Source organism: Bosea sp. RAC05 (genome assembly GCF_001713455.1).
In the GTDB taxonomy this organism is placed as follows: Bacteria; Pseudomonadota; Alphaproteobacteria; order Rhizobiales; family Beijerinckiaceae; genus Allobosea.
This window is the reverse complement of sequence record NZ_CP016464.1, coordinates 1,100,508-1,121,063: the sequence shown is the minus strand read 5'-3', so window position 1 is coordinate 1,121,063 and position 20,556 is coordinate 1,100,508. Positions and strand designations below refer to the sequence as shown.

The 20,556-nt window shown below is 66.9% G+C and carries 18 protein-coding genes; 8 read left to right on the top strand and 10 right to left on the bottom strand.

All coding sequences use genetic code 11. The features are described from left to right. The first annotated feature begins 136 nt into the window (after positions 1 to 136). On the top strand, positions 137 to 955 hold the full coding sequence (locus tag BSY19_RS27480; protein WP_150129543.1) for a hypothetical protein: 819 nt from the start codon (positions 137 to 139) through the stop codon (positions 953 to 955). Between the two features lie 582 nt (positions 956 to 1,537). Here the strand turns inward: BSY19_RS27480 and BSY19_RS08705 are convergent. After that, on the bottom strand, positions 1,538 to 1,933 hold the full coding sequence (locus BSY19_RS08705) for a cupin domain-containing protein (protein WP_069053816.1): 396 nt from the start codon (positions 1,931 to 1,933) through the stop codon (positions 1,538 to 1,540). A 700-nt stretch (positions 1,934 to 2,633) separates the two neighbouring features. Here BSY19_RS08705 and BSY19_RS08700 point away from each other — a divergent pair. Genes BSY19_RS08700 through BSY19_RS08690 form a run of 3 tightly spaced genes read left to right on the top strand, consistent with a single transcriptional unit; the run spans position 2,634 to position 5,807 of the window. Then, positions 2,634 to 3,908 (top strand): efflux RND transporter periplasmic adaptor subunit, encoded by a 1,275-nt coding sequence (locus tag BSY19_RS08700; RefSeq protein WP_442856692.1) that lies wholly within the window; start codon positions 2,634 to 2,636, stop codon positions 3,906 to 3,908. Beyond that, entirely contained in the window at positions 3,905 to 5,131 is a 1,227-nt protein-coding gene (locus BSY19_RS08695; RefSeq protein WP_150129542.1) for an ABC transporter permease, read from the top strand. The genes BSY19_RS08700 and BSY19_RS08695 overlap by 4 nt, the downstream gene beginning before the upstream one ends. Next, positions 5,124 to 5,807, top strand: coding sequence for an ABC transporter ATP-binding protein (locus BSY19_RS08690; RefSeq protein ID WP_069053814.1), 684 nt, complete (start codon positions 5,124 to 5,126; stop codon positions 5,805 to 5,807). The genes BSY19_RS08695 and BSY19_RS08690 overlap by 8 nt, the downstream gene beginning before the upstream one ends. An 88-nt stretch (positions 5,808 to 5,895) precedes the next feature. On the opposite strand, the gene BSY19_RS08685 is transcribed toward BSY19_RS08690, so the two are convergent. The 4 genes from BSY19_RS08685 to BSY19_RS08670 form a co-directional block, all read right to left on the bottom strand. Continuing rightward, on the bottom strand, positions 5,896 to 6,309 hold the full coding sequence (locus BSY19_RS08685) for a DUF3775 domain-containing protein (RefSeq protein ID WP_069056953.1): 414 nt from the start codon (positions 6,307 to 6,309) through the stop codon (positions 5,896 to 5,898). Positions 6,310 to 6,796: 487 nt separating this feature from the next. Next, a complete protein-coding gene (locus BSY19_RS08680) occupies positions 6,797 to 7,189 on the bottom strand; it encodes a PRC-barrel domain-containing protein (RefSeq protein WP_069053813.1) in 393 nt (130 codons plus the stop codon). 342 nt (positions 7,190 to 7,531) lie between these two features. Next, the gene (locus tag BSY19_RS08675; protein WP_069053812.1) at positions 7,532 to 8,149 is read right to left on the bottom strand and encodes a hypothetical protein; all 618 of its coding nucleotides are present in this window, start codon (positions 8,147 to 8,149) and stop codon (positions 7,532 to 7,534) included. 150 nt (positions 8,150 to 8,299) lie between these two features. After that, a complete protein-coding gene (locus tag BSY19_RS08670; RefSeq protein ID WP_083247887.1) occupies positions 8,300 to 8,674 on the bottom strand; it encodes a response regulator in 375 nt (124 codons plus the stop codon). 401 nt (positions 8,675 to 9,075) lie between these two features. Between BSY19_RS08670 and BSY19_RS08665 the strand changes: the two genes are divergently transcribed. Next, entirely contained in the window at positions 9,076 to 13,467 is a 4,392-nt protein-coding gene (locus tag BSY19_RS08665) for a chemotaxis protein CheB (RefSeq protein ID WP_236840493.1), read from the top strand. 161 nt (positions 13,468 to 13,628) lie between these two features. After that, on the top strand, positions 13,629 to 14,012 hold the full coding sequence (locus BSY19_RS27475; RefSeq protein ID WP_069053809.1) for a hypothetical protein: 384 nt from the start codon (positions 13,629 to 13,631) through the stop codon (positions 14,010 to 14,012). A gap of 118 nt (positions 14,013 to 14,130) precedes the next feature. On the opposite strand, the gene BSY19_RS08655 is transcribed toward BSY19_RS27475, so the two are convergent. The 4 genes from BSY19_RS08655 to BSY19_RS08640 form a co-directional block, all read right to left on the bottom strand. Continuing rightward, entirely contained in the window at positions 14,131 to 14,490 is a 360-nt protein-coding gene (locus BSY19_RS08655; protein ID WP_069053808.1) for a chaperone modulator CbpM, read from the bottom strand. Continuing rightward, a complete protein-coding gene (locus BSY19_RS08650) occupies positions 14,490 to 15,416 on the bottom strand; it encodes a DnaJ C-terminal domain-containing protein (protein ID WP_069053807.1) in 927 nt (308 codons plus the stop codon). The genes BSY19_RS08655 and BSY19_RS08650 overlap by 1 nt, the downstream gene beginning before the upstream one ends. Before the next feature lie 63 nt (positions 15,417 to 15,479). Beyond that, positions 15,480 to 16,280, bottom strand: a complete 801-nt coding sequence (locus tag BSY19_RS08645) for a PRC-barrel domain-containing protein (protein WP_210184416.1) — start codon at positions 16,278 to 16,280, stop codon at positions 15,480 to 15,482. 470 nt (positions 16,281 to 16,750) lie between these two features. Next, the gene (locus tag BSY19_RS08640; RefSeq protein WP_069053805.1) at positions 16,751 to 17,680 is read right to left on the bottom strand and encodes a LysR family transcriptional regulator; all 930 of its coding nucleotides are present in this window, start codon (positions 17,678 to 17,680) and stop codon (positions 16,751 to 16,753) included. Between the two features lie 113 nt (positions 17,681 to 17,793). On the opposite strand from BSY19_RS08640, the gene BSY19_RS08635 reads away from it, so the two are divergent. Together BSY19_RS08635 and BSY19_RS08630 are read left to right on the top strand one after the other, a co-directional pair. Continuing rightward, entirely contained in the window at positions 17,794 to 18,438 is a 645-nt protein-coding gene (locus BSY19_RS08635; protein WP_069053804.1) for a DsbA family protein, read from the top strand. 63 nt (positions 18,439 to 18,501) lie between these two features. Further along, a complete protein-coding gene (locus BSY19_RS08630; protein ID WP_069053803.1) occupies positions 18,502 to 19,398 on the top strand; it encodes an MBL fold metallo-hydrolase in 897 nt (298 codons plus the stop codon). A gap of 43 nt (positions 19,399 to 19,441) precedes the next feature. Here the strand turns inward: BSY19_RS08630 and BSY19_RS08625 are convergent, their stop codons facing one another. Further along, positions 19,442 to 20,515, bottom strand: a complete 1,074-nt coding sequence (locus BSY19_RS08625) for an alpha/beta hydrolase (RefSeq protein WP_069053802.1) — start codon at positions 20,513 to 20,515, stop codon at positions 19,442 to 19,444. Positions 20,516 to 20,556 lie beyond the last annotated feature (41 nt).

The following is a 20,556-nucleotide window of genomic DNA, read 5'->3' as shown; positions in this document are numbered from 1 at the left end:
CTTAACGGACGCCTGTCGCCTAAGCCTCCACCTCCAGCAAGTGAGGGTCATGTGAATTCACTCGGCGGCTGGACAGACCACTCAAGGGCATCGAAACTGGCATCGCGTACCATGCGGATGATCAAGGGCTAACTCTGTGACCCCAGAACAGCACGACGTTTTTCCAACAGGTCCAGCCTTCCTCGAATTAATGCAGAGCAGCTCGGACGAGGCCAGTAGTGAAGTCGATCTGTTTTGCCGGAAGTCCGGAGAGAAATTACCTGCGACTTACGGCAGCCTTGGCACTGTGCTTTCGCTTCTCTACCGCATGGCCTGCTGCGCGTGGGGCTGCCGAGGTGGTGATCACCAAATTGAGTGGCTGACCGGCCGTGTCGTAAATCACGCAAGTAGCGCTCACCGTCTAATTCGGGCCGGCTGCTACGACGAAGCGCTCGTGTTAATCCGCGGCATCGGCGAAATCGCGAACTTGCTTTGGCTGTTCGATGTCGATTCAACAGCGATGGCACGATGGCAAACAGCAGACCGTCGCCAACGACTGAAGCAGTTCGCACCGGTCCAGGTTCGCTCGATGCTGGAGGTGGCCAGTCAATTGGGAGCGCCTATCGATGATGAAAGGTATCGAGCCCTTTGCGAGATAGGGACGCATCCAGTACCTGCATTTGCTCCTGGTCACTATAACGGTACGGGTCGCCCGGTACTCGGCGTCGCAATCCAGCCAGCTGGAGTGTACATGTCGATGACGGAACTGGGCTTTGCGGTCGCGATGGCCGCCGTACCGCTAAGCAAACTGCTTGACCTCGATCTTGCCGTTCGCAGAACTCTGAACGAGCAGGCTGTCTTGCTTGTTCGTTCGCTCGGTTCGTTCACTGTTCTAAACTACGAGGAACTGCTGCAGAGCGCGATGGAAAAGCACGCTGCAGATGAGTGCAGCGAAGGGAAAATGGAAAACCACTGATCCCAGCCGTTTTCGTTAGCGTTCGTCCTGCACGTCCGGCCAGCGCCTCGCATGGTCCCTGCCCAAGCCGGCTCACGTTGCCCACGGCATTGTTCCAGGTGCCCCGGCGCAGGGGGAGTTCCGGTTTCGCTTATGCGTAGGAGCCGTCTCAGATTTTTTCGTCAGACATTTTGACGCTTGCCGCGCACGCGAAGCTGTCCGGCGGGCGCTTTGGGGGGCGAGCACAACTGCTTCGGCCTTGCGGAGCGGGCTCGACAAATGCTCCAACGCGGTGATACAGCGGAGAGCAAGCGGGATGTCTCCTGTCACTGATTTGATTGATCTTTTCGCGCTAAGCGCCCGGTCCTCTCCTGGGCACCACTCTTTTTCCTCAGCAGGACAAAGAGATACGGTTTTGTAAGGGCTTGCCGTGCATCCGCTTTGATACAGCGGCTGCAGACTTGCCCATCGCGGGACCCCATCCCTTCACTACCAAGTCGGGATCCTAATACCTCAACGTTCGGGTGCCGAACGAGCTCCGGGAGGTCGCGCGTGGCCGTCCCGTGACCCTGCCGGTCAACGGCGGTCCGAGCGACCTCGGCGCTAATCGGTCGTCTTGCCCGTAAAGGTCTCCGTCGCGCTCAGCGCCTCACGCTTTGAGGTCTGGACCAGCTTGTCGACATGGTTGGGTGGCCCGTAGAGCGTGTACAGCCTCAAGGGCTTGTCGCCGATATTGATCAGGTTGTGCCGGGCGCCCGCAGGTACGAGGAAGGCGTCGTCGCCCTTCACCTTGTGCGACACGCCGTCGATCATGACGTTCCCCTTGCCCTTCTCGATGCGGAAGAACTGGTCACGATCGGCATGGATTTCCTCGCCGATGTCTTCTCCGGGGCTAAGGGACATCAAGACCAGCTGAAGGTGCTTGCCGGTGTAGAGGACCCGCCGAAAATCGGCATTGTTCTCCGTGAGTTCCTCGATGTCGTCGACGAAGCCCTTCATGATGTTCTCCTTGCACGCAGGTCGAGCGGATGGCCCGTCGACGGGGTGAACGGCCCGGGACGGTCCCGAGCGGGACGTCACACGGGCATGGTCGGCGCGGTGCGAACAGGGTCGGAAAACACCCATCAGGCTCTGCTCCACCCGGCGCGCACCTCGCCACGGCGACGTTGCCGGGACGGGCGCTGAGGGCTGGCACGATCCGCGCGAGGAGGCCGCATGCCCCCTCCGCCCGCTCGCTGCGACAACGGAGCCGGTGAACCCGTTCAGGCTGACGCGCCGTCAGTTCTCCCATGACGTGCTGGCCTGCGTGACGCAGGCCTTGCCCGCGAGGGGGCCTCGATCCGCCCGACCGCATCACGGCCAGGGCCGAGGGCGGCGAGACGGCGACAGGGCTGTCCCGCGCGTCACCCGGCGCGAGAACACCACCGGCATCGCCTGGGTGCGGGACCGGTGTCCGGCCAGTGGGGGCTCAAACGACCGGTTGCGTAGATTCCGAGGGTGGCGGACCGGGCCGGGCAGCCCTGTAGATGGGCGACGCAGGTCTCCTCCACAGGGCGATCCCAATTCTGGAGCACGCCATGACGGATGCCGCCGGTCGCCAAGGTCGCAGGAGCGTTCTGGATTCGATCAGGCGCCTGGGCCGGCATTGTCGCGGGGCCGATGAAGCGGGCCCCGGACGACGCCCAGCCACGAGGTTATCTTGAGCGAAACGGCCGCAGCACAGACGCAAGCGCAGACACCGCCCGGCTCTGCCACCCTCGCCATCGGGCGGCGGCTATGGGCCCGCAAGGGCTCGATCGCCGTCCTGCTCCTCGTCGCTGTCGCCTGCCTGCTGGGCGGGCTGCGCTGGTTCTATGGCCCCGAGGTGGCGGTCTATCCGGTCGTTCGCACCGACCTCGTCAAGACTGTCGTCGCGAGCGGGCATGTCGAGACGCCGTTCCGGGTCGAGATCGCCAGCCAGATCATCGCGACGGTGGCCGACGTCCTCGTCGAGGAGGGCCAGTCCGTCACGGCCGGTCAGCCGCTCGTCGCCCTGGCGCCGCGCGAGCTGGAGGCCGCCGTCGTCCAGGCGCTGGCCACCTCGGCGCAAGCGGCCGCGCGGCTGCGCCAGATGAGGGAGCTGACGCTGCCGGCCGCCGACCAGACCCTGAAGCAGGCCAGGGCGACCCTGGCCAACGCCGAGGCCGCCTTCCAGCGTGCGGAGGGTCTGGCGACCTCGGGCTACGGCACGCGCGCCGTGCTCGATGCCGCCACGAAGGACCTCGACATCGCCCGGACCCTGGTCAGGACGGCCGAGCTGCAGGTCTTCACGGCGACGGCCGGCGGTGCCGATTTCGTGATGGCTCAGACCCAGCTCGACCAGGCCCAGGCGGCCCTGACCGAGACCCGGGCCCGGCTCGGCTATGCCACGATCGCAGCCCCGCGCGACGGCATCCTGATCACGCGCAGCGTCGAGCGCGGCATGGTCGTCGCGCCCGGCAAGGCCCTGCTGGTGCTGGCGCCCGCGGGCGCGGTGCAACTCGTCCTGCAGATCGACGAGAAGAACATCGGGCTTCTGGCGCTGGGGCAAGGTGCGGTCGCCTCGGCCGACGCCTATGGCGCCCAGCGCTTTCCGGCGACCCTGTCCTACATCAACCCATCCGTCGACATCAGCCGCGCCTCGGTCGAAGTCAAACTGACGACGCCAAATCCGCCCGCCTATCTGCGGCAGGACATGACCGTCTCGGTCGATATCCAGGTCGAGCGGCGCAACGGCGTGATGGTGGTGCCGGCGCGCACCGTTCACGATCCGCTCAGTGCCAAACCCTGGGTCCTCGTCGTCAGGGATGGGCGCGCCCGGATGCAGGCCGTGCGCCTGGGCCTGCGCGCGGCCGACAGTATCGAGATCCTCGAGGGCGTCGTCTCCGGCGAGCGGCTGGTTCCGGTCGCTGCGGGCGTGCGCGCCGGTCAGCGGCTCCGGCCGGTGGCGTCTTGAAGAACTGGGTTCCGATCGAATGGACGATCGGCCTGCGCTTCCTCACCGAGGGGATCATGCAGACCGTCTTCATCCTCACCGGCATCGCCATGGGCGTCGGCGTGATCGTCTTCATGTCGGCCATGCTGGCGGGCCTGCAGGCCAATTTCATCAAGCGTGTCCTGACCTCCCAAGCCCATATCCAGATCATTCCTCCCGACGAGGTCGCCCGCCCGCTCCGGAGCGGGCCGGGCCTGCTCGAGGGGGCGATCGTCCAGCGGCCGTCCCAGCGCATCCTGTCGATCGACCAGTGGCAGACGGTGCGCACCGCCATGAAGGCGCGCCCGGATGTGGTGACCGTCTCACCAACGGCGTCCGGCTCGGCCCTGGCCATTCGGGGCGACGCTGCGCGCAGCATCACGCTCACCGGCATGGAACCGGAGCTCTATTTCCAGATCGTGCGGATCCCCGACTACATCGTCGCCGGCACGTCGAATCTCGAAAGCGACGACATTCTCGTCGGGACCGAACTCGCCAAGGACCTCGGCGCCACACTTGGAGACAAGCTCAACCTGAGCACGGCGAACGGCGCCACGCGGGTTTTGACCATCACGGGCATCTTCGATCTCGGCAACAAGGGCGCCAATGCGCGCAACACCTTCGTCGCGCTGCGGACGGCGCAAAGCCTGCTCAGGCTGATCGGCGGCGTGACGACGCTGGATGTCACGGTCACCGACATCTATGCCGCCGAGACGATCGCGCAGGACATCTCGGCCACGCTGCCCATCCAGGCCGACAGCTGGATCAAGACCAACGCCCAGTTCTTTACCGCGGTCAGGGCGCAGCAATCCTCCAACACGCTGATTCGCTCCTTCGTCGGCCTCTCCGTCGCCTTCGGCATCGCGGCCGTGCTGATCGTCTCGGTGATCCAGCGCTCGAAGGACATCGGCATCCTGCGGGCGATGGGGACACGGCGGAGCCAGGTGCTGGGCATCTTCCTGATCCAGGGCGGCGTGCTCGGTTTCATCGGCTCGCTGGTGGGCTCCAGCCTCGGCGCCGGCGCGCTCGTGCTCTGGCACAGCGTCGCCCGGCAGGCCGACGGCACCGAACTCTTCCCGCTGCTGCTGGAGCCGAGCCTGTTCATCTCGGCGGCGGCTGTCGCCACCGTCACCGGCGTTGCCGCCGGCATGGCCCCTGCGCTGCGGGCGGCCCGTCTCGACCCCGTGGAGGCGATCCGTGGCTGACGTCCTGGTGCTCCAACAGATCCGCAAATCCTACAATGTCGGCACGCCGGTGGAGACCGAGATTCTGCACGGCATCGACCTGACGCTCGCCGCCGGCGAGTTCGTCGCCCTGATGGGGCCGTCCGGCTCCGGCAAGAGCACGCTGTTGAACATCATCGGCCTGCTCGACCAGCCGACGTCGGGAACGGTCTCGATCAACGGCCAGGCCACGGCCGGTCTGCCCGATTCCGCGCTGACCGCGCTGCGGGGCCATGCCATCGGCTTCGTCTTTCAGTATCACTATCTGATCTCGGCATTCACGGCGGCCGAGAACGTGATGATGCCGATGCTGGTCGATCGGGGGCGGCGCAGCGACGCGATGCAGGATGTCGCCTATGGTCTGCTGGCCGATGTCGGGCTGACGCGCTGGCGCGACAACCGGGCCAACAACATGTCGGGCGGGCAGCAGCAGCGCGTGGCGATCGCGCGCTCGCTGGCGATGAACCCCTCGCTGGTTCTGGCCGACGAGCCGACGGGCAATCTCGACAGCGTCTCCGCGGACGCCGTCTTCGACCTGATGCGCCGCATCAACAAGGAACGCGCGACGACCTTCCTGATCGTCACGCACAATCTCGAACTCGCGCGGCGCTGCGACCGGATCCTCGATGTCGTCGATGGACGGATCGCGGGGCCGTAAGGCCGGGAATACGCGGTCGTTGGCGGGCGACCGGGTCAGGGACAGCGCGAGACCGCCGCCATGGTGCTGTCGCAGCCGGCCGCGCCGGTCATTCCGCCTGAAAGTCCTCGCAGGTCTCGCCAAACAGCGAGAGGCCCTCCTCGAGATAGTCGGAGAGCAGCGGCAGGCCCATCAAATAAGCCGCCGTGCGGGTGTTGTGGGCATATCTCGCATCGGACTGGAGCGTGCTCCAATCCGCGATCGTGCCATCGCCGCGGCCGAGCCAGGCCAGCGCGACCAGATCGACCTGCTCGTCGATGTCGAGATCGTGGATGAAACTCTTCAGTTCGTGCTCGACCGGATCGCTGCGGTCGTCCTCGAGGACGTCCACCATGCCGTCATCGCTGGCATTGGAGCCGGATGCGGGGTCGGTCACCCCCTCCTTGGCATCGAACTGTCGCGCCTTGGACAGGATGAAGCAGACCTTCCGGGTCGCAATGCCCCGTTCCGGCAATTCAGTCATGGTGCTCTCCGTCGAAGGTGCATTGATTTCGGGCGGCGCCATCCCGGCAACGGCCGGTTCCGGCAGACTCCAACCATTTTGGTTCTCCATCGCATCCGTGCCGAGCCCCAGACCCTTGCCTGCCTCGGTCTGGCCGGTCGATCCGCCGAAATCGAAGCCGCCCCGGTCGACGGGCATGTCGTCCGTTGCCTGCGCGCCAGCAATCGCCTGCGTCGCGACCGGTGACGGCGCGCCATCGTCGCGCGAGGGCCGATGATTGGACGGGTTGTCGATGTACTCGTCGATCTGCACGCCCTTGCCGCCGAGCCCCTGGCCGGGACGTCGCTGGGCCTTGTCGCGATTGCTGAGGATCGCGTCTTTCCTCACGGTCTCGTCGGCGAGCTCGGTCATCGCGCCGGTTCCGCTGCTCTGTCCTGCGGGCATGTGATCGCTCTCTTGCTGGTGCGACCGGCAGGGCCCGGATGGCGGAGCCCTGCCGGCGACGGGCTCAGTAGGTGTAGGAGTAGTTCGGCAGGGCCTTCAGCGAGTCCTTGCTGGCGCCACGCAGCATCATGCGGCCATCGACGACGTCGAGCGCCGATGCCGGCACGACGATGTGATGCGCGCCCATGCCGAGAAAGCCGCCCACCGACAGGACGGCGTAGGGAACGCTGTCCTTGGAGGTGACGATCAGGTCGTCGATCTTGCCGATGTCTTCCTTGGCCTCGTTGTAGACCGTGCTGCCGACCACCTTCGACGACCGGTAGCCGGTGGCGAGCGTCAGCGGGTTGACCTCCATCAGGGAGACCGTCTGCTTGGCACCCTGGGCGAGGGCCGGCAGGGCGTGCACCGAAACGAACATCAGAGCGGTCGCAGCTAGGAATGCTGTTGAACGTGTCATGGGAAGTCCTTCATCAGTGTGGGGTTACGGGGCCGCGCCTGCTTGCGGGTCAAATCGACCCCATGCCGGCGCTCACTCCCCTGAACGCACCGAAATCCGGACGGGCTATCAAAGACATCGCATCGTCAGGATTGACCGGCACTTCACCAACACCATGAAGCCTCCGCGCAACCGCTGGATAGGATCGGGAATTACTCAGGCGGCGCCGCGGGAGATCGGTTCGCGTGGATTCCGAACCTCGCCCGTGCGGTGGTTCAGCCTTGCGACCGGCGAAGCCGATCAGAGCTGCGATGCCGCCGCGATCCGCGCCAAGCCCCGGCGCCCTCCCCGGCCCGCGCGGCGCTATCGCGCCACGCCGCCCTCAGCTGCGGCCTCGGCCTCGGCCTTTAGCGCGTCGCGAAAGGCGTCGAGCCTGGCGCGGTAGCCTTCGGCGTCGCCATATTCGAGAAAGTCGTGGTAGCGGCTATGGGGATCGCTGATCTTCAGCGCGTGCTTGATCGGGCACCAGTACTGCTCCGTCCGGCCGCCGATCTCCCTGACATAGGCCACGACGCCATTGGCATAGCCGCAATAGAGACAGTTCAGCACCTCGATCCAGTTGAGGTAGCTGAGATGGCGCCTGTCGAAATTGATATACTCGCGCCGGCTGACGCGCGGAATGCCGTAAACCCGGAAGCAGACAGCCTGGTAGAGGCTCGCCCAGGCATCGAGGACGACCATCGGCAGGATGAGCGAGTAGATCACCGGTGCGCTCAGGATGGTCGCCAGGGGCGATTTGCCCAGGAAGCTCCTGACCGTCATGCGCAGACGCCTGTTTTCTCGCGCGATGCCGTGCTCGAAGGCGACGAGGCGCTTCTTGACGCTCCAGCCGAGCACCTTCCGGCGCGTCTCGATCTCCCGGTCCAACTCAGTCTGCAGGCGCACGATCTCGCTCGCCAGTTCTCGCATGCGGTCCGTCATGGCCGTGTGGCTCCCGTGCCTGGCGTGAGGGCCCTTATCGCATGGATCGAGCGGCGCCGGGCGGGAATGACGGGTGGACCAACGATACGGCGCGCCTTGGCGCGACTGCGGGTTTCCCAACCCCGTCGGCGCATGCGCGACGACGCTGGGTCAGATCTGCGGCCGATGCTGAGCCTCGCCGAGCGCTTGGCTGATGGCGCGCAGCAGATCGGCTTCCTGAAACGGCTTCTGGAGCACGATCGCCTCGGGACCCAGCGCCGTCTTCGTCAGTCGGTCGCCGCTCATGAACACATGCGGAATGAAGCCCTGCGCGAGGATTTCGGAGACGGCCGTCAAACCGCTGCCCTGCCGCAGGCGGCCATCGACCAGCATGATGTCGGGTCGATGGCGGGCAGCCTCCCGGATCGCCTCTTCCTCGGTCGAGGCGATGTCGGCGACATCGTAACCCTGCTCGGTGAGAACCTCGGCTAGCAGCATGGCGATGATCGGTTCATCCTCGATGATGAGAACCCGAAGCTTGGTCATGACAGAGGGCATTCCCATCGAAATCGCGACGCCGAGCCCGTGACCGGCCGGCATCCGACGCCCGTGGCGGCCCCTTTTCGCCAAGCCGGCGATGGGCCGCGGCCGCGACGGCCGCCTTCAGCGTGGGCAAGCGACGGCGGGCCAAAGCATAGATATGAGTAAAAATTCACCCGACTATCAGCTTGATGTGGATCAACCACGAAATTGCGTTCCATGATAGCGTGTTTTCGACCTTGTAATTCATTCTAACCGCATCACTTTGATATCGTAAGGGTCGGAATTTACTTAGGCACAGCCGCTCGCAACACGGGCGTCAGCGCCACGCATTTTCGACCAGCCGGCCCGACTGCGTCACCGCCCCTGCAACGGGACGGCTGCCCTCCATGGCATGGCTTCCGGGCATGCCGGAAAGCATTATCGCCATGCCGACCGTCGCGCCTCCCGATCGACAGGCGCAGGGACGCTCTTCCGACGACGCGACGGCCGCGCCCGGCTTGGCCGCCCGGTCGCAGGGGCCGATCGTCGTCGCCATTGGCGCTTCGGCCGGCGGGCTCGAGGCCTGCCGCAGACTGCTCGACGCGATGCCCGACACCGACGGGCTGGCCTTCATTCTGGTTCAGCATCTCGACCCCCATCATCCGAGCCTGATTGCGGAATTGCTGTCGTCGCATACGTCGCTGACGGTCCAGGAGGCGCGCGAGGGGGTTCGGCTGGAGCGCGGCCATCTCTACGTCATCGCGCCGGGCACCTCGCTTGCGGTCGTCGCCGGCGCGCTCAGCGTCTCGCCACCGCTTCAGCGCCATGGCGCGCGGCTGCCCTTCGATGGTCTGCTCCAATCTCTGGCCAGCGAGTATGGCGCGCGCTGCATCGCCATCGTTCTCTCGGGGACAGGCGGCGATGGCAGCATCGGGCTGCAGGCGGTCAAGGCGGCTGGTGGCGTCGTCTTCGCGCAGGATCCGCAGGAAGCCGCCTATGACGGCATGCCCCGCAGCGCCATCGCGACAGGCAGTGTCGACCGTACCCTGCCGGTCGCCGAGATGCCGGAGGCGCTGCTGGAGACCGCCAGACAGATCCATGACGACCCCGCCATGATGGAGCGTCTGGCGACCGATCAGGAACAGGGCTGGCTCTCGGATGTCGTCGCCCTCCTCAAGGCCCATACGCGGCACGATTTCACGTTCTACAAGCCCGGCACGCTGCTGCGCCGGATCGAACGCCGCCGCGGGTTGGCGGGAACCGCCGATGGTGAGATGCCCGCCTATCTCGAACGCCTCGGCCATGATGCGGCGGAGCGCGATCGGCTCGCCTCGGATCTCCTGATCAACGTCACCAGTTTCTTCCGCGACGCCAAGACGTTCGCGCTGCTGGCCGAGACGACCATCCCCGAGATGATCGGCAAGCAGCCCGTGGACAGGCCTCTGCGGATCTGGGTCGCGGGGTGCAGCAGCGGCGAGGAGGCCTATTCGCTGGCCATGCTGTTTCGCGAGCAGGTCACAGCCGCCAAGAGCAACGTCAAGCTGCAGCTCTTCGCCTCCGACGTCGATGCCGAGGCGGTCCTGGCCGCCCAGGAAGGGCTCTATCCGAACACCATCGCCGACACCGTCTCGCCTGAGCGCCTGGCGCGGTTCTTCCAGAAGGAAGGGCAGAACTACCGGGTTTCGCCCGAGCTGCGCGCCATGGTCGTCTTCACGGTCCAGGACCTGCTGGCCGATCCGCCCTTCTCGCGGCTGGACCTGATTTCATGCCGGAACGTGCTGATCTATCTGCAGGTCGAAGCCCAGGCCAAGATCCTCTCGCTGTTTCACTTTTCACTGCGCGAGGGGGGGCGTCTGCTGCTCGGCAGCGCGGAGACCGTCAGCCCTGCGGAGGGCCGCTTTGCGGTCATCGCCAAGGCCCAGCGCCTCTATCGCCATATCGGCCGCAGCCATCCGGGCGATGCGCGCTTTGCGGGTGCGACGGGCGACGCCATCCGCATCCCGCCCCGGATCGGCCAGGGTTCCGCGGCGACTCGCCAGAGCGCACTGGCCGAATTGTGCAAGCGCGCCGTGATCGAGGCCTACGCGCCTGCGGCGGTCCTCATCGACGGCGCCCAAGAGTGCCTCTACAGCCTGGGCCCGACGGAGCGCTATCTCCATGTCGTTCCCGGCCATCCCAGCCACGATCTGCTGGCGATGGTCCCCGAGGGTGTCCGGGTCCGGCTGCGGGCCGCGATCCACAAGGCCATGCATGACGGCGCCGTGGTGACGCTCGACGGCGTCCGGCCCCGGCGCGGCGATCGCGGCGACCGCTTCGACATCGTCGTGCGGCCCCTGCGGCACGAAGGCGAAGCGGTCTTCCTGGTCTCCTTCGTGGACGCGCCCCGCCCAGACGAGCTCACGCCAGCGCTCGCGCCTTCGACCGAGGCCTCGCGCCTGGGCGATCTCGAACAGGAGCTCGACGCGACGCGGGCGGAACTCAAGGACGCCATCCGCAATCTCGAAATCTCGAGCGAGGAGCTGCGCGCCATCAACGAGGAGGCGCTCTCGGTCAACGAGGAGTTCCAGTCGACCAACGAGGAACTGCTGACCTCGAAGGAGGAGCTGCAGTCCCTGAACGAGGAACTGACGGCCCTGAATGGCCAGCTTCAGGAAACCCTCGAGCGCCAGCGCACGACCTCGGACGACCTGCAGAACGTGCTCTACAGCACCGACGTCGCCACCGTCTTCCTCGACCGCGATCTGAGGATCCGGTTCTTCACGCCGGCGACCAAGGCGCTCTTCAAGATCATTCCCGGAGATGTCGGCCGCCCCCTCGACGATCTCAATTCGCTCGCAGACGACGGTTCTCTGCCAGTCGACGCCCGCACCGTGCTGCAGACGCTGGCTCCGCTGGAGCGGCGCATCGAGGCCCGCGACGGCGTCTGGTTCGTCCGCCGCATCATGCCCTACCGCGCTCACGACAACAGCGTCGAGGGCGTCGTCATCACCTTCACCGACATCACCGAGCAGAAGAACACGGCGCGTGCGCTCGATAATGCGCGCAAGCAGGCGGAGCTCGCCAACGTCGCCAAGTCGCGCTTCCTCGCCGCGGCGAGCCATGATCTGCGCCAGCCCCTGCAGGGCCTGGCGTTGCTGCAGGGGCTGCTCGCGAAGATCGTCGAGGGCGACAAGGCCAAGACGCTGGTCGCCCGGTTGAGCGATACGGTGGATGCCATGTCCGGCATGCTGAACACGCTGCTCGACATCAACCAGATCGAGGCCGGAACCGTCCATGCCGAGATCGTCGAGTTCCCGCTCGAGGACCTGCTCGACCGCCTGAGGCACGAGTTCGCCTTCCAGGCCCAGGCGCAGGGGCTGGTCCTCAAGGTGGTGTCGTCCAGCCTCTGGGTTCGCAGCGATGCCCATCTGCTCGAGCAGATGATCAGGAACCTGCTCTCCAACGCGCTGAAATACACCAAGACCGGCAAGATCCTGCTCGGCTGCAAGCGGCGACACGGCCAGCTCAGCATCGAGATCTGGGACACCGGCATCGGCATTCCCGAGCACGAGCTGGGCGCGATCTTCGAAGCGTATCACCAGCTCGACAACGCCGCACGGCAACGCAGCCTCGGTCTCGGCCTCGGCCTGTCGATCGTCCAGCGGCTGGGCGATCTGCTCGGTCACATGGTCAGCGTGCGCTCCCAGCATGGCAGGGGATCGGTGTTTGCCATCGAGCTGGCCCTGCTTCGCCGGGCCGCCCGACCGGACGCGGATACGACGAGCGAGCCCCATGCCGACGCCGACGCCGCCAGCCGCCATCGCACCGGGACCGTGCTGCTGATCGAGGACGACCCCGAACTGCGCGACCTGCTCGCATTGCTGTTGAAGAGCGAGGGCCATCAGGTTCTGGCGGCCAGCGATGGCACGGCTGCGCTCGCCCTGATGACCAGCGGCGCTACGCGCCCTGATGTGATCCTGTCAGATTTCAATCTGCCGCAAGGCCTGGACGGCCTGGAGACCGCCGCCAGGCTGCGCGCGCGCGATCACCGCGAAACGCCGGTGATCATCCTCACCGGCGACATTTCGACGGAGACCCTGCGGGCAATCCACCAGCAGAACTGCACGCACCTGAACAAGCCCGTCAAAGCGGACGAGGTGACCCGAGCGATCCAGACCATCCTGGCGACCGTCAACCTGCCGGCGGCCCCGCCAAGGGCGGCCTCTGAGATGAACTGTGACAGCCCCGACGTGTTCATCGTCGATGACGACGAACGGATTCGGGAGACGCTGCGCCTCGTTCTCGAAGACGCAGGGCTTCGCGTCTCGGCCTATGCCAGCTGCGAGGGGTTCCTGTCGGCGTATCGGCCCGGCGCGGGCGGCTGCCTCCTGGTCGATGCCTATCTCCCGGGCATGACCGGGCTGCAACTGCTGGCCCATCTCAACGAGCAGGGACATCACCTGCCCGCGATCATGATCACCGGCAGCAGCGACGTCGCCATGGCCGTGGAGGCGATGAAGACCGGCGCTTCGGACTTCATCGAGAAGCCGGTGAGCGGAGACGAACTCCTGGCCAGCGTCACGCGCGCGATGGAGCAGTCGCGCGATTCCAGCCAGCGGGCGGCCTGGAAGGCGGACGCCGCCAGGAGCCTGGCCAGCCTGACCACGCGCCAGCGCGAGATCATGGAACTCGTTCTGGCAGGCCATCCCAACAAGAACATCGCGGCGGATCTCGGCATCAGCCAGCGCACGGTCGAGAACCACCGCGCCTCGATCATGCACAAGACGGCGTCGAAATCCCTGCCCGCCCTGGCCCGACTGGCCCTCGCGGCGAGCTGAGCGACCCGACGGCGAAGGCTCGGCCGCGGCTGCGTCCGAAGGCGGACGGGCCTGCCCCCGACTGCGTAGTTTCCGACGCTGGCGCCGACCGTGCCCGTCCCTCACCGTCCCCGGACATCGGCCTGTCGTCTTGAGAACGGGCCCTGATCGAGGACGACACCATGCGCTTCATCGCCGCCGCCATACTGCTGGCAACAGGCCTCGCGGGCTGCCAGACCCTGGAGCAGTCGCGCCAGACCGCGCAGGAGATCTGCAGTGAATCCGGCCTGCGGCCGGGCACGAAGGCCTTCAGGGCCTGCGTCACATCCCATTATCGCCAGGAGCGCCGCCAGGCCGACGCCGCGGCCGGCGCCCTCGTCGTGGGTGCGACGGCCGGGTTGGTCGGCGCGGCCCTCGTCGCCGAGGAACGCTCGGCCCGCTACGACCGGCGCGGCTATTATGGCGGGTCCGGCTATTATGGCACCGGGGGCTACGGCTACGGACCTGCCTATTATGGCAGCCCGCAGCCCTATCTCCGTGGCAACTGCGGCGTCTGGGGCTGCTAGCCGGATCTCCTGCGAAAGCCGGCGGCCGTCCCGGCAGTGGCCTGATGCAGCGGCTGGCTGGCCCATTCGATCGTGCGAATCGATCGGGACGAACCTGACCGCGCTGTCGCCCCCAGCTTCAGTCCTGCGCCGGGGAGGACGCAGCCACCTCGTCGAACGGGCCCGACAGGGCAGCCAGCACCGCGCCGCGGATCTCGTCGGGGGCGTCGTTTGCGAGCGCGTTGCGCACGCGCAGCAATCCCCGGCGGGCATCGTAGAGCTGGTCGAGCAGATGCAGCACGACCGGCAGCGCGCGCTCGTCCAGCCCGAGATCGTCGCGCAACTCGCCGATGAGGCGCATGCGGGCGATGTCGATGTCGTCGAACAGCCAGCTCCCGGTTTGCTGCGCCGGGCGGATCCAGTCCCGCGCAATCCAGTGCTCCACGATCCCGCGCTCGAACTCGGGCATGGTCATCAGCAACACGTCGAACGAGATCATCAGGTCGCCACCAGCCCCGAACGGGGGTCCCAGTCCACCGCATCGGTCCGTTCGCGCAGGAAGGTCGCGAGCGCCTCGTCCGGCGGCCCCACCGCGATGCGCAGATGCGGGAAGGCGTCGCCCGCGGTCTGACTGCCGCTGGCCGGCACGCCCTTGCCTCTCAGCCGCAACCTGGTGCGGGAATCCGACCCCGGCGGCAAGGTCATGGTCACCGGCCCGCTGATGGTCGGCACGGTAACGGGCCCGCCCAGCACGGCCTCGCGGATCGTGATCGGCAGATCGAGATGGATGTCGCGCCCCTCGCGGCGAAACAGCGGGTGGAGCCCGACCTCGACTTCGATCAGCGCATCGCCGGCCGGCTCGCCCGCGCCCCCCTTGCCCCGCAGGCGCAGGATCTTCCCGCTCTCCAGGCCCGGCGGAATGGTGACGTCGAGGCTGCCGCCATCCGGCAGGTTCAGGCGTTGCGTGGTGCCGCGGATGGCGTCGAGAAACGGGACGGCCAGGGTGTAGTGCCGGTCTTGGCCGCGCCGCCGTCGGGCCGATCCGGCGCAGGTCGCGCCGTGCGCTCCGAACATCTCCGAAAAAATGTCGCCCAGATCGTCATCCGCGCCGAAGCCGGCCCGGTGGCGCGCGCCTGCCGCCCCTTCCGCCTGGTCCCTGTAGGAGCGCTGCCCCGGTGACGGCCCGGGCCGCGCCCGCTCATGGCCGGCACCATCGATCTCGCCGCGGTCGAAGCGGGCGCGCCGGTCCTTGTCGGAGAGAAGATCGTTGGCGGCGTTGATCGCCTTGAAGCGCTCCTCGGCCGAGCGGTCACCCGGGTTGAGATCGGGATGGCTGGTCTTGGCGAGCTTGAGGTAGGCGCTACGGATCTGCTTGTCCGACGCGTCGCGGGCGACACCGAGAACGGCATAGGGGTCGTCTGCCATGGTGTCAGCCCTGGCTCAGGCGCGCACGCCACCCGGCACGGCGGCGAACGGCGGAGACGCCCATCACCAGCCGTAACCGCTCCAGCCGTAATGGCTATGCAGACGCTTCTCGTAGATCTCGCTGACGATGGCGGCGGGGTCCCATGTCGGGCTCGATTGGACGCGCGCGCGCGTGACGTCGAGGTAGACCTTCTCCTGGGACCAGCTGATGTCGGTGACCGCATAGGGGGACATCAGGACCTGCTTGCCCGCCCACCAGTTGCTGGTGTTGAGGACGAGATAGCGGATGCCCCAGTTGCCATCGTCGATCATGAGGTTGTCGACATGGCCAATGTCGCCGTCGGTGGCATGAACGTGATAGCCATCGATTTCCGCGATGCTGCGCAGATGAGGGTCGCCACTGTCGCCGTGGTTGCCCAGGCCGAGATCGTCATAGAGCTCCTTGTTTCCGAAGAAGCGGGGAGGTCCGAAGCTTGCGCCCGCGATCTCCGGGCCATAAAGGGCGCCGCCCCAGACCGGGCTCCAGTCGTAATGGCTGTAAAGGTCTGCTTCGTGCTGCCGCGAGACGGGCAGATCCGTACTCAGGCTCGGGCTGTCCTGAACCCGCAGCTTCGTCAGAGCGACCTGAACCGTCCGTCGTCCGTAATCGATGGGGCCGATCGTCGACGGGTGGACGAGAACCTTGCGCTCGCTCAGCCAGCCCCCCGTGTCGATGACGAGCCACCGGATCTGCCAGGTCCTGTCATCGAAGAGCAGGTCCTTGACGGTGCCCATCGTCCCGTCTTGCGCCTCGACAGCGTAATTCTTCAGTGCGGATGCAGCTAAAAGCATGGCAGACCCCTTGGACACCGGTGCCGCCGACACCAGGACAATCGGCTTGCCCGCGCTGTTGATGCGATGGCCCCAGGCGGGCCGAGGACCGCAACAGCACGCGCTGCCCATTGGCGACTTCGGCGGCCCTTACGATGAAGGGCCTACAGCGCCGACCTCGCTGACCGATAGCGTCGGAAACTACGCATGGTCGGCCTTTTGCCGTGCCGGGATTGTCGGAGCTGCGTCACCTGTGACGTGGCCCCTGCGGGGCACCATGTCTTCGCTACCAGGTGGGGATCCTCCTGACTCAACGCTCGGCTGCCGAACGAGCTGCGCGCCGTGACCCTGCCAGCCGCTGGCGAACCAGCCACGGTCACCATCTCGGACACGGTCCACGTCTCCGCTTGTACCAAGAGCGTGCGCGAGGCTCAGGACCGGTTCGCTCGGTCCGAGACTGGGCCCAGGCGGCTGGCATCAAGACGGAGGCGGCGCAGGGGGTTCTCGACGCGGCGCCGGCCAGACTACCGACGCCCGTCCTCGTCATCTTCAGGCGCGGTGGTCCAAGACCGTTGCCGCTGCGCGGCCGTCAGCATCTCCACGAAGGCCGTGACCTTGGGTGGCCGGAACCGCGCCGCGGGGTAGACCGTGTGGATGCCGCCTGACGGCAGCTGCCAGTCAGGCAGGGCCTGGATGAGCCGGCCAGCCGCCAGGTCCCGTTCCACCAGAAAGTCCGGCAACACCGACAGCCCCGCGCCCATCCGCACCGCTGCGCGCACGCCAGGCGTCGTGTCGATGGCGATGCACGCCTGCAGGCGCACGGTGCGCCGGTCGAGATCACGGCGGGAGAACGTCCAGGCCAGGGGCTCGCGCAACGCCAGATTGGCGACGAAGGGAAGCTGTCCCAGGTCGGCGGGCTCCCGCAGCTTCGCGATGGCGTCGGCGAAGGCCGGGGCGCCGACGAGCAACTGCCGAAACGAGCCGATCCTGCGCGCCTGAAGGCTGGAATCGGCCAGCCAGCCGACCCGGATCGCCAGGTCCACCTGGCCCGAGGAAAGGTCCATCGTCTGGTCGCCCAGCGTCTGTTCGACCCGGCACGCGGGGTAGCGCGCGACAAAGGCTGTGATGGCCGGAATGACGACGGCGATGCCGTAATCGTTGGGCGCCGTGATGCGCAACGTGCCCGTCGGCTCAGCCGAGGACAGGGCCAGTTCCCCGAAGGCATCCTCGGCCTCGCGCAGGATCATCACGCAGCGCGTATGGAACAGGCGGCCCGCCTCGGTGGGGTGGACGCGCCGCGTGGTGCGGATCAGGAGCGTCGTGCGCAACTCCTCTTCGAGCTGCGCCACCTGCTGGCTGACCACGGATTTGGTGATGCCGAGCCGCTCGGACGCCTTGGTAAAGGAGCCGGTGTCGACGACCGCCACAAAATAGGTCAGCCGGTTCAAGTTCATCGCCGCATCCCCGGCTCGCCGATCATTGTCAGGTTTTTACATACAGATTGTCCGTATCGTTTGTCTTCTTCAATCGTCCGGGGCATGGCACAGCTCGTCGCAAGGAGACCGACATGGCCCCAACGACACGCGTCACCTATCTCTTCGATCCGCTCTGCGGCTGGTGCTACGGCGCCTCCCCGATGCTCGATCAATTGGTCGGCCGCCCGGACCTCGCGCTCGAACCCCTCGCCACCGGCCTCTTCGCCGGAGCGGGCGCCCGCCCGATGGATGCCGGCTTCGCCGCCTTTGCCTGGACCAACGACCAGCGGATCGCCCGTCTGACCGGACAGGTCTTCAGCGAGGCCTATCGCCGCACCATCCTCGGCGACCACACCCGCCTCTTCGACTCCGGCCCGGCGACTCTGGCCCTGACGGCGGTTGCCCTCACTGCGCCGGATCGCGTCTTCGACGCCCTCAAGGCGATCCAGAACGCGCGCTATATCGACGGGCTCGACAACACCGACAGCACCGTTCTGGCGCAGATCCTGCGCAGCCTGGGCCTGGCGGACAGCGCCGGCCGCCTGGTTGATCCCGACGACGCCCTGATCGCCGCCTACCGGGCGCGCCTCGACTCCGCACGGGCGGAGATGGATCGGTTCGGTGCCGGCGGCGTCCCCGCCCTGGTCGCGGGAAGCGGCGATACCCGCCGCCTGATCCCGTCGGGCGCCCTGTTCGGCGGCCTCGAGACGCTGGTCGCGAAGCTGCAGGCCGCTTGAGACCACGCATCCGCCGCCACCCTTTCGCGAACGCTTCTCATCTGCAAAAAGGAAGAGACGACCATGATCACCCGACGAATCGCCCTCAAGGCCGCGCTCGGCGGCGGTGCCGCTGCCGTCCTCGCTCCAGCGGGCTCAAGCCATGCGACCGGCGGCCTGTCCTGGAAGCACCTGCCGGCCGGGGAGAAGGGCTTCTATCGCGCGCCCGTGCTGCTCACCGGCGCCTCCGAGGCGCTGCTGATCGATGGCGGCTTCACCTTTTCCGACGGTCGTGCGGTCGTCGAGGCGATCAAGGCCTCAGGCAAGAGGCTCGGCACGATCTACATCAGCCAGTCGGACCCGGACTACTACTTCAGCCTCAAGCCGATCCGGGAGGCTTTTCCCGGCGCCCGCGTGATCGCCGCGTCCGAGACCGTCGCCGCGATCAAGGCGAACGTCGAGAAGAAGCTCGCGGTCTGGGGGCCTCAGCTGAAGGCGAACGGCCCGCAGACGCTCGCCGACATCATCATGCCCGACGCGTTCGACGGCAAGACGCTGACCGTCGATGGCGAGCCCGTCGAGATCGTGCCGGCCGAAGGCCTTGCCAACCGGCGCCATCTCTTCGTGCCGTCGCTGAACGCGGTGTTCGGTGGGGTCATGGTCTTTTCGGGCGTCCATGTCTGGACCGCCGACACCCCGACCAAGGAGCAGCGCGCGGCCTGGATCGCGGCGCTCGACACGATCGCCGCCCGCAAGCCCGCGGTCGTGGTGCCCGGCCACCTGTCGCCGAACGCTCCGACCGATCTCTCGGGCGTGGCGCACACCAGGGCCTATATCGCAGCCTTCGAGGACGAACTGGCCAGGGCCAAGGATTCCGCCGCGCTCAAGGCGGCGATGCTGGCCCGCTTCCCCGATCTCGGCATGGGTGTGGCGCTCGACATCGGCGCCAAGGTCGCGACCGGCGAGATGAAATGGGGCTGACCGCCACAGGCATGACGCTTGCCAGCGATGCTCCCGGCCCGGGCTATGGCTGCGGCACGCGTCCGATCGGGGCGAAGATGCGCAGCGGTTGCCGCCTGGCCATGTCCTCCGCCAGTTGACGGAGGACCTCGTCGGAGGCCGCATAGGCGTTGTGGCCGGAGGGATCGTCCGTCTTCGTGTTGGTGGCGTCGATCACCTCGATGCCGAGCGTCTTGAGGAACGGAATGTGGCGGCGCAGATCGGCCCCGCCCAACCGGTCGACATCGCCCGCGATCCAGCGCGAGAGCCGCAAGGCGAGGTCGTTGCGCGAGGTCACGACGATGAAGCGCGGCCTGGTCTTGCCCATCTCGATGACCTGGCGCTTGAAGACATCGACATCGATGTCGGGCGAGGCCAGCACGACGGTGCGGATCTTCGGCGAGACCGCACCGTGCTTCAGGCCGAGATCGCGCAGTGCCTCCGCCGTCAGCCAGGCCCCCATCGAATGGGCGACGATCGTGATTTCTGCCACATCGGGGCTCTCGATCGCCTTCTCCAGCCCGAGCAGCAGCCCGAAGCGCGAATAGGTCGCGCTCTCGCGGTCATAGGGATAGTCGAGGGCGCTGGCGCGCGAGGGCCAGGTGAAGAGGATCGGCGCCGCCTTGAACTTCAGGTCATGGGCCACCTGGGCGAAGCGGTAGATCGCATCCGCATAGCCGTTGTTGAAGCCGTGAACGAAGAACAGGACGCGGCGGGTGTCGCCGGCATTGCGCCGGAACCAGGGCCTGATCGCGCTCTCCGTGATCGGCTGCGCCTTCAGCGTCAGGAAACTGGCGCGCGGGTCGGCACGGCCGGGCGACGGCCACTGGATCGTGCCCTTCTGGCGGGCGTCGTCGGGCGGAATCGAGACGACGACGTTCGAGAGGGAGAGATCGTCGCCCCGCTCGCCGGTGAACATCAGGGCCGGATCCGACGCGGGCGCCCGCGTGGTCGCGACCATCATGTCGACGGTTCCGGCTCCCCCCGTGCCGGCCGCGAGCGCGACCGGCGTCATCACGTCCTGCCGGGAGGCGCAGCCGGCCAGCGGAAGGGCGAGCAGGGCCAAGGCCAGCAGCCCGGAGCGAGGATCGAAGGCCATGACGCTTTGTCCCTGCTTGCCAGCAGACACGCGGTTGCGGC

Excerpts from the sequence above, each read along its gene's own strand:
- BSY19_RS08625 (WP_069053802.1), bottom strand. The coding sequence starts at position 20,515 with ATGGCCTTCGATCCTCGCTCCGGGCTGCTGGCCTTGGCCCTGCTCGCC.
- BSY19_RS08675 (WP_069053812.1), bottom strand. The coding sequence starts at position 8,149 with ATGACGGACCGCATGCGAGAACTGGCGAGCGAGATCGTGCGCCTGCAG.
- BSY19_RS08640 (WP_069053805.1), bottom strand. The coding sequence starts at position 17,680 with ATGAACTTGAACCGGCTGACCTATTTTGTGGCGGTCGTCGACACCGGC.
- BSY19_RS08635 (WP_069053804.1), top strand. The coding sequence starts at position 17,794 with ATGGCCCCAACGACACGCGTCACCTATCTCTTCGATCCGCTCTGCGGC.
- BSY19_RS08705 (WP_069053816.1), bottom strand. The coding sequence starts at position 1,933 with ATGAAGGGCTTCGTCGACGACATCGAGGAACTCACGGAGAACAATGCC.
- BSY19_RS27475 (WP_069053809.1), top strand. The coding sequence starts at position 13,629 with ATGCGCTTCATCGCCGCCGCCATACTGCTGGCAACAGGCCTCGCGGGC.
- BSY19_RS08685 (WP_069056953.1), bottom strand. The coding sequence starts at position 6,309 with ATGACTGAATTGCCGGAACGGGGCATTGCGACCCGGAAGGTCTGCTTC.
- BSY19_RS08650 (WP_069053807.1), bottom strand. The coding sequence starts at position 15,416 with ATGGCAGACGACCCCTATGCCGTTCTCGGTGTCGCCCGCGACGCGTCG.
- BSY19_RS08665 (WP_236840493.1), top strand. The coding sequence starts at position 9,076 with ATGCCGGAAAGCATTATCGCCATGCCGACCGTCGCGCCTCCCGATCGA.
- BSY19_RS08670 (WP_083247887.1), bottom strand. The coding sequence starts at position 8,674 with ATGACCAAGCTTCGGGTTCTCATCATCGAGGATGAACCGATCATCGCC.
- BSY19_RS08655 (WP_069053808.1), bottom strand. The coding sequence starts at position 14,490 with ATGATCTCGTTCGACGTGTTGCTGATGACCATGCCCGAGTTCGAGCGC.
- BSY19_RS08680 (WP_069053813.1), bottom strand. The coding sequence starts at position 7,189 with ATGACACGTTCAACAGCATTCCTAGCTGCGACCGCTCTGATGTTCGTT.
- BSY19_RS08630 (WP_069053803.1), top strand. The coding sequence starts at position 18,502 with ATGATCACCCGACGAATCGCCCTCAAGGCCGCGCTCGGCGGCGGTGCC.